Genomic DNA, 12,673 nt, shown 5'->3' with positions numbered 1-12,673 from the left:
CCGCCGGATTGTCACTCACGATCTTCCTTGCGACCGATGGCCGTTTTGTCGTGTGGCGCGGAAAAGGCGCTTGTTCCGGGAACGGGGCGCGCCACAGGCTTTGGGCAGGAGCGACTCATGGCGGATCTGATCTCCGGTTACGGCAAGGAGCGGCTTGGGCTGCGGAATGTGGATTCGTGCCTGGTGCGGCGCGGGATCGCGGAGTCCGTAGCACGAGCATGCGAACGATGGCGCGCGGAGCTATCCGACGGCGGGCGCCTGCTGGATATCGGATGCGGCGCACAGCCCTATCGCCCATGGGTCGAAGCAGCCGGCCTGGAATACGTCGGCACGGACTGGCCGAAGAGCATTCACGAGGCGCAAACCGGCGACACGGTCACGGCGGATTTGTCGCAGCGCCCATGGCCGTTCGGCGACTCGGAATTCCACGCGTTGCTGTGTACAGAAGTGCTGGAGCATCAGCCCGACCCGGGCGCGTTCCTGGCCGAGTGCGCGCGCGTTTGCCGGCCTGGAGGCACACTGGTACTGACGACGCCGTTGCTCTGGCCGGAGCACGAAGCGCCCTACGACTTCTACCGCTATACGCAGTATGGCTTGCGGCACTTGTTCGAGCAGGCGGGCTTCGAGCCCGAGATGATCGAGCCTCGTGGTGGCTGGCACACGGCAATGGCGCAATCGCTTGGGCTGTGGTCCGTCAAGGCAGTGGGAAAGCCATGGAATTACGCAACCCGCCTGGTGGTGCTGCCGATCATGGCTGGGTTGCTGCTCACCGAAAAGTGGGGACGGAGTCAAAGCGATCTGCCAATGACGTTGGGCTACACGGTAACGGGACGAAGAAAGGGCTGATTGTTCTCGCCTTCACTCGTCCGGCTCGTCCTCGCCTTTGTGGCGCTGTCTTTCGCGCCTGTCTTCCTTCCAGCCAATTCGCTTGCGGCCGCGCTCCGACTTGAGGCGCTGCTTCTCCCAAGGGGCCAGTTCGTCACCGGCCTCGCGCAGCCAGACCTCCGGCGGCGGAGCAAACGGCAGCTTCCCCTGCTCGCGCGCGGCCTGGTCGATCTCCGGCTGCGGCTTCTTCTTTTTCTTCGGCGGCGCATCGGTCTGGCGCTTGCGGAATTCCGCGCGAATCGGTTCGCGCAGGGCCTCTTCCTTGCCGGTCCACTTCCGCTCGTCCGCCAGCCATGCCTCCTCCGTATCCGGAGACGGAGACAGCGCCAGTGCTTCCGCATCGCGCCAACCCAGCGTCTTCGCCAACATATCGTCGGGAATCTGATCGATACCGTGGCGCGCTCCCATCAGCCCACCAATCAGTGCCGCCGCCAGCGGCGTTTCGCCGCCACGATTCACGGCATCTTCGATGGCGTTGATCGGAGACATCGGCCCCAACGCGCGGTAAAGCACCCACGGGACAAGAATCGGCGCAAAGCCATGCTGGACATGCGCCACGCCGCGATCGGGAACGAATTCCTTTGCCTGATTCAGCAGCGTCTTTTCCGCCAATGCATCGTCGCCGGTTCTCAACAGGCTCGCAATCGGGCTGAGGCACTCGCTGAATCGCACGATCGGCGTGCCGAAACCAATCTCGCGCCATTGCTCCCCCACTTCGCCTTCGCGCAGTTCATCCTCGATGACACGCGCCCCCGCGATTAGCTCCTCCAGCAATTCTTCTGCGTCTCGATTTTCTGCCAGTAATTGCGCGGCGCGCCAGATCGTCCATGCAGCCACGAGGGGGGCTTCGCGCAGATGCGTCAGCCGCGCATACGCGATCGGATCGGCATCGCCACTGATTGCCGCAGCAAGCCCACGCATGCACACAGACGCGCCTTCACTCGCTTCGTCAGTGGCGAAGTGATCGGCGGGATCCCAGGGGAATTGCTCGGCCCATCGTTCCAACGCCTTGCGCAACGGCCGACCGGGCTGGCGCAACGCCCCGACGTTTTGATGATTCGCTTCTACAGTGTCTGCGAGGTCGCGCAAGTTCGCCGCCGTACGCGCGACGGGATGTTGGCCGGATTGATCGTCCACCATGCCCGCGAGAACAGCGAGAAACTCCTGGCCATGCCCGGTGTGCAAACCCGGGAGAACGATCTTGTCCGGCTTGTCGGGAAAGACGTTCGGATCGGCAAGGAAGTCATCGACCCAATCGCCGGCGAGCTGCTGAATGTGCCCGCCCTTCACATTCTTGAACGGCGCCCCCAACGCATCGCCCAACAACGCACCGGCAACAAGTCCCAGAGTCTTTTCGCGATTCATGACGCGCTCCTCTTCCTGGCCTCTTCCTCGCAATCAGAAGAGACGAAGCTCAGGATTGCGCCAAGGGAAAACGGTCATTCAACCCAATCAACCGATTCAATCCTGACGCTCTGCAGGAAGATCGAGCCGCCAGGTGCAATCTCCTCGCGCGACGGATCCGCCAGGAAATCGAAGGAGGCGAGCAAGTTCTCATCAACGCCGGCCCCTGGCGGGAAGAATACAGTGTAGGTGCGCGGGTAACCAGCCACTGGACTGTACTCTGCCGAACCGGTGGAATTTACCACCGTGAAGCGACCCACGCGGAACAGTGATTCATTTAGCCTAAGCCGGAACGTCGGTACAAGCTCTGGGTCCGGGATGTCCGTGCTTACAGTGAACACGCCATAATACAGCCTCTCGGGTTCGATCTCGACATTGTTCGCGGGATCCAGAGTCGAACCCCAGAACCCGAATTGGAATTCCTGTGCGTCGCTCGTCGAGATGCCGAGTCCACCGTCATGGGCGAAGTTGGGGACAGCGAAATACTCCGGCACGGTGTAGTGCTGCCAATCTTCCGTCCCCTTGGCGAAGTCATAAATCCTCTCGATTCGGCTGTTCATGATCGTTGGATTAATGGAGCTTGCAACGGCAACCTGTTCGAGGAACACGGATGCTGTCGCAGAATCCCTTGGATCAAGACCGACCATGTCGAATTGACAGTGAAACCGTCTGCTCGGGATCGGAGGATGAAAGAGCATTGTGTAGTCACGATTTTGAGGCGTCGGAGACCAGGATGCGTCTGCGTTTGATTCAATGGTCATCAAGTCCGCGAATTGGCTGTTATCCGCGGTCACGCGTAGTCGCAACTGAGGGACTAGCATCGCGTTCGGTTCATCGGTGCGAATGCGATAGACAACAGAGAACACCGTTTCCTCGTCAAAGGAGGGGACGCGAAGGTTGATCGCGCCGGCCGGTTGGTCGTCTCCGCGCTGGACGACTTCCAATGCGGGTGATTGCCATATACCCACAAGATTGCCGCTGGATGTCGCCTTCATTGTCAGTGTTCCCGCCAAGACTGAGAAGTCTGGCGCCAGAAATGGAGGTAGCTCGTGAGAGTCCCATCCTTCGCCATCATCAGTAAAGGTGAAATCCCGGAAGGAATGCGCGGGGGGTTCGAGAACAAGACGCAGTCCGATGATGTCCGAGGCGAAGTAGTTACATGCCAGACTGCTCTCCGGGATGTCGCAGAGAGTGGTGGTTCCACCAAAACCCATGGAATGGGCTGATTCAATGCCGCAATCCGCGCCTTCGCTCGAGACGCTGCCTCCGATGGCGGTGACGGAACTATACCACATGCCAGGAGTCCACATCCCTCCACCTCCGCACGTGAACGTGGTATGATCAGTCCACTCTTCGACGTTCCCACTCATATCATAGAGCTTCCAGGTGTTGGGCAGCTTCAGGCCGACGGGCTTTTTTCGGCCGCCGTATGTGTTGCCCTCCCACCAGGCATAATCATCTATCCGCTCTAAATTCGGGTCGTCTCCCCAGTAGAACGGCGTTTCGGAGCCCGCGGCAGCAGCGTACTCCCACTGGTCGACAGAAGGTAGAGAGAAAGTCCCCCACTTATGCCCATAGGTGTTCTCGATGTACGCATTCACCGATGATGCGAACTGGCGCGCGCGTTCCTGTGTCATCCCTGTGGCGGGCGGGGTAGGGAAGTAGTTGTCGGTCGGGTGGTTGTTGAGTGCCTCCCATTGCCCAATCGTAACTTCGAACTGGGTCATGAAGAAGCCAAATCGCTTCCACCCCGGGTCCTCGATATCACTAGTGCCGGGTACACGAACGAACCAAATCGGCGTATCGCCCGGTAAATCAAGAACCAAATCCGCAGGAAGAGGATCATCGTACGACCGGACGTCTTGCTCTTCTGCCGAAAGAACGAGTGGAATCGCCCCAAACAGCAAGGCGAGACCAGGGACCAAAAACCGTGATATCTGCAGCCATTTCTTCATAGTCCCCCTCCTCCTCAAGAGCCTGCGGAGAGCAGAGAATGGCAGTTATTTTACAACCATCGATATACATATTGGGGGTAGCACGCAAGCAAAAAGACGGGTGTAATACAAAACTCGCGGCGCCATCGGCGCCTGCCCTCACGCCCGCCGCCGTTTGCCGGCGCGGCCGTTTGTTGTCATTCGCTTGGCCGGGATGTAGGTGACCTTGGGCTTGCCGGGTAATTGTTGGAGAGCGTGAACGGAATCCGGAGAGACCATGATCTTCAAGCCATTCTTCGGAACGTACGCCGCCGTCATGTCCTTGTGGCGGACGATGATACGAACGGGACGGTTGCCGTTGTGACGACGAACGGTTTCCTTCAGGTCCACCAGCGTCTTCTCGTCGAGCTTATCGGCGTCCCATTCCACGTTCACGCCCTTTGCGTCGGCGCGCAATTCCTCCGCGCGGCGCACGACGTTTCCATTCAGCGAAACGCGCTCGTTCCACAGCTCCATCACGCCTTCGATCTGCACGACTTCATCCAGCCGCAGATCGTCGCGATAGGTTTCGTACGTGTTGCTGAAGAACTTCACATCGTAACTGCCATGCAAATCTTCCAGCTTCACAATTCCCCACGGATTGCCATTCTTGTCGGTGCGTATGTTGATGTCGCTGATGTAGCCCACGGTCGCGAAGGGCCGGCGTTCGCGTTCGCGGAGCGGCGGATTGGGCTCGCTCAGTTGCGCGCTGTCCTGTTCGCTGAACGATTCGAGTTCCACGCGGAAGCGATTGAGCGGATGATCGCTGAGATAGAAGCCAAGGAATTCCTTCTCAAACTCGGCGCGCTCCTTCTCGTCCCACGGCGGCACGTTGGGCAGCGCGATCGTCTGGATGAGCGCCTCGCCTTCATCGCCATCCGCGGCGAACATGTCGTCGAGCCCGGAGGCCTTGTCGCGATGGACTTCGCTGGCAAGTTCCAGGATCTGCGGCAGCACGGCCAGCAGCGCCGCGCGATTGATTTCGAGCGAATCGAAGGCACCGACCTTAATCAGCGCCTCCAGCATGCGCGAATTAATCTCCTCGCGCGGCAGGCGCAGACAGAAGTCCTGCAGACTCTTGAACGGTCCGTTCGCGGCGCGCTCCGCCGCAACAGATTCCGCGAACCGGCCGCCAACGCCCTTCACGGCATTCAGCGCATACCAGATCTTGCCATCGTCGGGGTTGAAGTACTCGAGCGACTTGTTGATGTGCACGGGATGGACTTCGATGTCCATCTCGCGGCAACTCACGATGTACTTCGCGATTCCGTCCGTCGTGCCATAGATTTCATTCGTCAACAGCGCTGCGGCGAAGTACGTCGGGTAATGCGCGCGCAGGTACGCCGTCTGGAACGTGACGACGGCATACGCCGCGGAGTGCGACTTGTTGAAGCCGTAGCCAGCGAATGTCACGATGTTGTTCCAGATGTACTCGGCCAGTTCACGTTCGACGTCGCTGTGTTCCACGGCGCCATCGACGAACTTGGCCTGCATCTTGGCCATGACGTCTTCCTTCTTCTTGCCCATGGCCTTTCGCAAAACGTCTGCTTCACCGCGCGTGAAACCGCTCATCGCCATAGCGATGCGCATGACCTGTTCCTGGTACAGAATAACGCCGTAGCTTTCCTTCAGAATCGGTTCGAGAATCGGATGATCGTAAGCGACCTCCTCGACGCCGTGCTTACGCCGAACATACATGTCGTCCATCTTCGCCTTCAGAGGCCCCGGGCGATAGATGGCGAGAAGCGCAGTTAGGTCGGCGAACTCGGTCGGCTTCAGACGCTTGACGAGGTTCGTCATGCCTTCCGATTCGAGCTGGAACACGCCGAGCGTCTGGCCCTGTTGCAGAACCTCATACGTTGGCGGATCGCTCATCGGGATCTTGTCCCAGTCGATCTCGATGCCGTCGCGTTCGCGCAGCCAATTGGAGACACGATTAATGATCGTCAGGTTCTTGATGCCAAGGAAGTCCATCTTGAGGAGGCCGAGGCTCTCCTCGCATTCAGTCATCGTGAACTGCGTGGCGGGTTTTTCTTCGTTCGGCGCCTTGTAGAGCGGGCAGTACTCCATCACGGGCTTATCGCTGATGATGATGCCTGCCGCGTGCGTCGACGCGTGGCGCACCATGCCCTCGATGCGCTCGGCAGTCTGCACCAGTTTCTGAACCTGCGGATCGGCCTCCATCAGATCGCGTAGTTCCTGCGATTCGTTCTGCGCCTTTTGCAGTGTCATCTTCAGTTCGGCGGGAATGGCCTTCGCGACCTTATCGACGACATTCAGCGGAATGTCCATCGCGCGCCCGACATCGCGAACGGCCGCCTTGGCCTTCATCGTTCCGAACGTAATGATCTGCGCGACGCAATCCTCGCCGTACTTCTTGCGAACGTACTCGATCACATCGCCACGACGTTCGAAGCAGAAGTCGATGTCGATATCCGGCATCGATGTACGGTCGGGGTTCAGGAAACGCTCGAACAGCAAGTCATGCTCGAGCGGATCGAGTTGCGTGATCTTCAGGCAGTACGCCACGACGGAGCCGGCTGCAGAGCCGCGGCCCGGGCCGACGGGAATGCCGATCGAACGCGCGTGTCCGATGAAGTCCGCCACGATCAGGAAGTACGCCGGGAATCCCATGCGATCGATGGTGGCGATTTCAAACTCGATGCGTTCGCGCAGATCCTTGTCCTTGTCGGCGCGTTCGCCATAACGCTCGTACGCGCCTCTCCAAACTTCGTCGCGAAGGTGCTCCATCTCGGACTTGCCGTCCGGGCACTCGAAACGCGGAATGCGATATTGGCGTTCGGGCATTTCGAGATTACACATCTCGGCAATCAGGCGCGTGTTCGTCAGCGCTTCCGGAATGTCGCCGAACAGGCCTTCCATTTCCGCCGCGGACTTGACGTAGAACTCCTCGCCGGTGAAGCGGAATCGATTCTTATCCGACATGCGCGCGCCGGTCTGCACGCAGAGCAGCACGTCGTGCATCTGCGCGTCGTTGCGTGTCATGTAGTGACAATCGTTCGACGCAAACAGCTTCAACCCGTGGCGTTGCGCCAGACCGATGATGTACGGGTTCGTCTCGCGCTGCTCGGGCAGGCCGTGGTCCTGCAGTTCCATGAAGAAGCGCTCGCGCCCGAACAACTCCGCAAATTGCGCGGTGTACTTGTCGGCCTTCGCTTCGTCGCGATCGAGCAGCGCCTGCGGAATCAGCCCCGCAAGGCACGACGACGTGGCAATGACGCCTTTCGTGTGCTGCGCCAGCGTCTCAAAATCGATGCGCGGCTTGTAGTAGAAGCCCTCGAGGTAACCGATGGACGAGAGCTTGCAGATGTTCTGATAACCTTCGTAATTCTCCGCCAACAGCAACAGGTGGTGCGTCTTCTTTTGCTCGCCAGGGCCGCGTGCCGTGCGTTCGCCGGGCGTGATGTAGACCTCGCAACCAACGATAGGCTTCACGCCCTTCTTCTTCGCCGCGCTGTAGAACTCCAGCGCACCAAAAAGCACGCCGTGGTCAGTCAACGCGATCGCATCCATCCCGAGCGTCTTCACATAGTCGAGCATCGGCCCGATGCGGTTCGCGCCGTCGAGCAGGCTGTACTCCGAGTGGACGTGCAAATGAACGAAGTCGTTGGGACTGATCGGCATGGGACTGTGGCGAGAACGGGCGAGGGTTGCGGGCGGTTACTGGTAGCAGAACCAGCCGGATGCGGAAGAGGTGTTTGTCGTTTCGAAGAGCGTTACGGCGTTCAACGGTCCCTGGATATGCCAACCGCGGCGGGCGGCGACTTCTCCGTTCACATTGACGTCGGAGATCAAGTGCGTGTCCAGCTCCGGCATCACGCCATGATCGGCGAGCAGCGGATTCGGATTCACGATGGTCAAGAAGCCAAATGGGGAACCGTACTTTTCGAGGATTTCGGGAAACGTGTCTTCGGTCGGATCCACAGCGCCGGAGAAGTTGTGCGTGCCGCCTTCGATCGTGCCGAGCAGGAAGTCGTCGGCCCAAAGCACGTTGTCCCAGACTCCGGAAGGCAGCAGCCCGCCCGGACGAAGGTTGCCGATGGCGTCGCGGAAATCCAGATGATGCTGATAGTCGACGATCTCGTCGGCCGTACCATGGAATTCAAAGTAGCGAATGACGCTGTTCGGATCGGTGGGGATCCACTGTGCCGTGTACTGTGGCGTGCGCAATTGTCGCTCGGCCGCGCGATAAGCCAATTCCACATTCGACAGACCAACCGTCGGCTGCAGCCACTCGTTCTCCTCGGTCCAGCCGTTCGGATCGGGATCGACCTCGTAACCATTCAGGTCGCGATCTTCGGCCGTGGTGATCTTCGTGATCGCAACGGAGCAGAACGACGATGCAAACAGCCCGGGATATTCGCCCTGCGCATCGCCGGCGACCGTTGAGCTGGCCAGCATACTCAACCCGATCTGGCCGCCACCGCTGATTCCCCACAGATAGATGCGCCGCCGATCGATGTCGGGGTACATCTCCAGCGTCTTGCCAATCGCGCGGTACATATCGATCACCTGGTACTTGCCGAAGTCATAGGGGAAGCCCTCGCGATAGCTGGTTGCCAGGTAAACAACGTCCCACCCATCGGCGAAGTAGAGGCCGTTCTGGTTAGCCATCCAGGTGTAGTAATCGGGATCGGGGCAAAGGCAATGCACCTCAACCACCAGCCCGGTCGCGGTGGTCACGCCAGCGCTTGGCTCCACGATTGCCATTGGGATCTCGTCCATGAAAGCCAGATCGGGCGGATTCGTGAACGGAATGGTCTGCGTGGCCGTCGACGTCAGTATGAGCGTCGTCTCGCCATCGGCGACCTGAGTATCGGGAATAGCAAAGGCATCCGCTCCAGCCGAAGCCGCGAGCAGAATGAAACCAAGCAAAATCAGCAGGCTGTGTATCTTGTGCATGAACAGCTCATCCCCCGGAGTACGCCCATCCCGCCAGTCTCGACTGCCCGAACGAGCCGGATCTCTTTTGCCCGACGGCCTGAGGCAATCCAACCCTTTTCTTGAGTCGAAATTCGGCTTGATCGCGGCTAAATCACGCGCTCGTACTCGGCCAGATCCTTCTTCCAAACCACGACCCCACAGAACCGCGCGCCTTCCGGGCAGATGGGTTTCGTACGCGCCATCGATCGCAACGTGCACGGCGGCAGCAGCAGCCGGCCAAGCTGTGGATGGACCTCGCGAATCTGCCGAGCCTCGTCCACGGACGCCCGCCAGATCTCTTCCTGTGCATTGTAGCAGAGCCGCATCTGATGCTTGTGGCGCAGGTTCAGCAGGTCCGAGCTTTCCGTAAAACGAATCGCCACAGCATTCGGCAGCAAGTACCCGAGCCACTCCGGCTCGACGCCGAGGCTGCGCAGGCGCTCGATGCCTTCCCAGGTGCGCGCCATCGTCTCGTCGAAGAAACGGCGGGCGGCCTCATCCTGGGCGATCAGCTCCGGCACGATCACGTCCGGCTCGGAATCGAAGTGCGCCGCCAGGAACGGCCTCGACCCAGGCGTCATGCGGTGGCGCTGGTCCTGGCTGTCCGCGGTGTGACTCAGTTTGCGGCGGAAGGAGTAGTGCGCGTGGTGCAGCGCGCGGGTCAGCTTCCCGATGGTCGTCAGGTTCAGCGACTCGCCCAGCAGCCGATTGCGCGACGGGTCCATTGCCAACGCAATCGCGTCGGCGTCCGCCAGGTCCGCGCGGCAAAGGCCCAACATCTCCCGCACGGCCGACGCGACCTGCGCCTCCGCACCGGATGTGTGGGAAATCAGCTTCGACGTCAGGCCATCCAAGGACTGGTCGAACTCCGCGCGAAACGCCGCCGCACGCCCGCCGTCCAGGAGATCCGGCTGGGCGCAGAAGATCTCTTCCTCGGGAAGAGCCTCCGCCCCGAGAGGCCCCTGCAGTGTCAGCTCGTAGTCCGGATCCAGCTCGAGCACCTGGCGAACCATCTCGCCGAGCACATAGCGCTGTTCCGCCGGGGTGTCGCGCTGGTTCGCCATCCGCCAGTACCTGAACAGCGTGACGGCGGAAATCGTGTGGTACAGGTACGCGTGCGTCGCGACAGGCAGGACGTAGCGCGCGACTTCCTGCGACTTCTTGCGGATTGTCCGCGCGTGCGACTTCGCCATACGCTCGCTGCGCTTGAAGCGGCGATAGAATTCCGCCTCTGTTGGCCCGGAGAGCATCTCGCACAACTTCTGATAGGCCGCGAACTGCATGTCGGCGATCTCGCGGTACAAGGCCGCAGCCGGGCCATCCAGCACCGGCACCGAGATCGTGTCCGGCTTCACCGTGACGTAGCGCTGCGAAACCTGCTCCGAGTTGTAGAATGGGTGCGCGTGCAGGAAGGACCAGATAAACTGGCGTGAAACATTCGCGATGGCGAACTGAAAGTTGGCGTGCTGGAACGTCGTGTGGTGCCCGGCCTCGTAGATCGATTGGGCGAGCGGACCGAATCGCTCGCGCTCCCCCACCTCGTCGTCCGAGATAATTCCGCGCCCGGAATAGCACGTCCGCGCGGTCGCGACCGTGTTCTTCATCGGAGTCGCAAACGCCTTGGTCAGGCGAATCGCGGGTGGGGCGGACACAAAGGGACTGGGGGCGGCTTCAGGGAGGGCAACCAACGGCGGGGCTCCTGCGAACGGGGATCGGTCGTTGGCCGTGTGCTAGGTTGGCGCGGCTCTGAATGCAAGGGGAAGGGGGATCAGTCCTGCAACTTGTCGAGATTGAACTCGATCGCTCGAATCAGCCCCAGGAATTCGTCATTCGCCCAGGCCGCGGGGAGAATTTCGTCCAGTTGATCGGCGCGGAATCTCTGTGCTGCCTGTTCACCCGCAGCAACGTGATCTGGGAGACCATCGAGGAGCCAGTCCTTCAGTTTGAGCAACTTGCCATAACTTGCGCCGTGGATGATCTCGTAGGGCGCATACTGGTTCCTGCAGATTCCAAGAAGGGCCTCCAAGTCACAGGCGGATTTCGATTGCGAGCGTAAGTCGCGATCTTCCACGGTTGCGCTTATGTTACAATCCCTCCGATTTGCTCCTGCCTCCCAGGCGAGAAAGGCCTTCTGTTTCATGCGATCTGTGCGAACTGTACTCTCTGTCTCCGGTGTCCTGGCTGCCCTGGCGGCACCGTTGCCGGCCGCGGTCACTTCAAGTCTCTTGGTCGATGCGCTGACCGTCGAGACGACGGCCGGCGATTCGGTGACGATCACCGATGACGCCGGTGTTCTGAAAGTCAACGGCAGCGATCCGCTCGGGTCGGAGCTCAATACGGCCGCGGTCAACGCGATCACCGTGATTGGCGACGATGCGGTGAATACGATCGATCTCTCCGCAGTCGCGACGCCGGCGTTCAACTCCGGCCTCCTGGTCCGCATCGAAGGCAGCATCGGAAGCGACATCATTATCGGCAGCAGCTTCGGTGACACGATCCTTCCCGGCCCAGGCACGGACGATATCGATGGTGGCCCCGGCAACGATCGCATCGAAATCTGGCCGGGCGACGGGTCGAACAACTTCGATGGCCAGGGCGGGCAGGCCGACGAGATGGTTGTCTTCGGCACGGAAGACGGCGACCTCCTGCTGGTTGACTCCGGGTTCGATGGCTCGCCAACGGTCTCGCGCTTTCTGGACACGACATGTGTTGGGCTAAACGTCGAACGCGTCGTGGCGATGGGGCTCGGCGGCACGGACCTGATCGGCGTCAGCAGCAGCGGCACTTTCTCCGCGGACCGCGTCACGATCTGGGGCGGACCGGATGACGATACGATGGATTTGAGTCCGGCGATCGGTCGCGTGGATGTGCGGTACGAGCCGGGCGACGGCAACGACACAATCGACGGCGCCACCGCCGCGCCGGTGAATGCGATCATCGACCTCTCCTCCTTGAAGGACCCAGTCAACGTGGTCGGCACGCCGGGCACGTCGTATTACAACGTGGCACTGAGCGGCTCCACGACGGGCGGCATTGACTTCATCGACGTGCGGGCGTTGGGCATCTTCAGTGGCGCCGATTCCGATGACATCGACATCCAGACGCCCGAATTCCAGGGGCTCCAGGTCGTCAATATCGACAGTCGGGAAGGGGACGACACGATCCACGTCGATCTCAGCCCCCAGGTCTCTTACGACATCGATGGCTCGATAGGAACCCTGGATACGCTCTTCGTGCGCCCCTGGGGAGATCTGCCGCAATACGGTAGCGGCAAGGTAACCGCGCCCGGCACGCAGGCGATCGACTACACAGGTGTCGAGAAGATCAATATCGAGGCTCCCCCGCCGTCTTCCTATTGGGTGACCCGCTAATCCCGCTCGGCTATCTCGTAGCGCACGACGTTCGGTCTCTCCGCGGGGTTTTTCTCTTTACTTCCCCGGGGGTGATGGGGATCGTGCTCGGTTGAG

8 protein-coding genes are annotated in these 12,673 nt (G+C 60.5%); 2 read left to right on the top strand and 6 right to left on the bottom strand.

Going from position 1 to position 12,673, the window contains the following annotated elements; translation table 11 throughout:
• The first annotated feature begins 117 nt into the window (after positions 1-117).
• Positions 118-846: a class I SAM-dependent methyltransferase gene (locus KQI84_13910; protein ID MCB2155973.1), complete on the top strand. Its 729-nt coding sequence runs from the start codon at positions 118-120 to the stop codon at positions 844-846.
• Positions 847-858: 12 nt separating this feature from the next.
• Here KQI84_13910 and KQI84_13905 read toward each other — a convergent pair whose 3' ends face one another.
• The 6 genes from KQI84_13905 to KQI84_13880 all read right to left on the bottom strand — a co-directional run bounded on the left by KQI84_13905 (position 859) and on the right by KQI84_13880 (position 11,277).
• Positions 859-2,250: an ADP-ribosylglycohydrolase family protein gene (locus tag KQI84_13905; GenBank protein MCB2155972.1), complete on the bottom strand. Its 1,392-nt coding sequence runs from the start codon at positions 2,248-2,250 to the stop codon at positions 859-861.
• Between the two features lie 74 nt (positions 2,251-2,324).
• Entirely contained in the window at positions 2,325-4,244 is a 1,920-nt protein-coding gene (locus KQI84_13900; GenBank protein MCB2155971.1) for an SUMF1/EgtB/PvdO family nonheme iron enzyme, read from the bottom strand.
• A gap of 138 nt (positions 4,245-4,382) precedes the next feature.
• Complete coding sequence (gene dnaE, locus KQI84_13895; GenBank protein ID MCB2155970.1) at positions 4,383-7,907, bottom strand: DNA polymerase III subunit alpha; 3,525 nt, start codon at positions 7,905-7,907, stop codon at positions 4,383-4,385.
• A 36-nt stretch (positions 7,908-7,943) separates the two neighbouring features.
• Positions 7,944-9,185: a hypothetical protein gene (locus KQI84_13890; protein MCB2155969.1), complete on the bottom strand. Its 1,242-nt coding sequence runs from the start codon at positions 9,183-9,185 to the stop codon at positions 7,944-7,946.
• 128 nt (positions 9,186-9,313) lie between these two features.
• Positions 9,314-10,894, bottom strand: coding sequence for an FAD-dependent thymidylate synthase (locus KQI84_13885; GenBank protein MCB2155968.1), 1,581 nt, complete (start codon positions 10,892-10,894; stop codon positions 9,314-9,316).
• 80 nt (positions 10,895-10,974) lie between these two features.
• Positions 10,975-11,277, bottom strand: a complete 303-nt coding sequence (locus KQI84_13880; protein MCB2155967.1) for a hypothetical protein — start codon at positions 11,275-11,277, stop codon at positions 10,975-10,977.
• Positions 11,278-11,344: 67 nt separating this feature from the next.
• Between KQI84_13880 and KQI84_13875 the strand changes: the two genes are divergently transcribed.
• Positions 11,345-12,577 (top strand): hypothetical protein, encoded by a 1,233-nt coding sequence (locus KQI84_13875; GenBank protein MCB2155966.1) that lies wholly within the window; start codon positions 11,345-11,347, stop codon positions 12,575-12,577.
• Positions 12,578-12,673: the final 96 nt, after the last annotated feature.

Source organism: bacterium (genome assembly GCA_020444065.1).
In the GTDB taxonomy this organism is placed as follows: Bacteria; Sumerlaeota; Sumerlaeia; order SLMS01; family JAHLLQ01; genus JAHLLQ01.
This window is presented reverse-complemented; position numbering and strand designations above follow the sequence as displayed.

What these genes read in the sequence shown, in the direction of transcription:
- KQI84_13910 (MCB2155973.1), top strand. Translation starts at nt 118, where the DNA reads ATGGCGGATCTGATCTCCGGTTACGGCAAGGAGCGGCTTGGGCTGCGG.
- KQI84_13905 (MCB2155972.1), bottom strand. Translation starts at nt 2,250, where the DNA reads ATGAATCGCGAAAAGACTCTGGGACTTGTTGCCGGTGCGTTGTTGGGC.
- KQI84_13900 (MCB2155971.1), bottom strand. Translation starts at nt 4,244, where the DNA reads ATGAAGAAATGGCTGCAGATATCACGGTTTTTGGTCCCTGGTCTCGCC.
- dnaE (MCB2155970.1), bottom strand. Translation starts at nt 7,907, where the DNA reads ATGCCGATCAGTCCCAACGACTTCGTTCATTTGCACGTCCACTCGGAG.
- KQI84_13890 (MCB2155969.1), bottom strand. Translation starts at nt 9,185, where the DNA reads ATGCACAAGATACACAGCCTGCTGATTTTGCTTGGTTTCATTCTGCTC.
- KQI84_13875 (MCB2155966.1), top strand. Translation starts at nt 11,345, where the DNA reads ATGCGATCTGTGCGAACTGTACTCTCTGTCTCCGGTGTCCTGGCTGCC.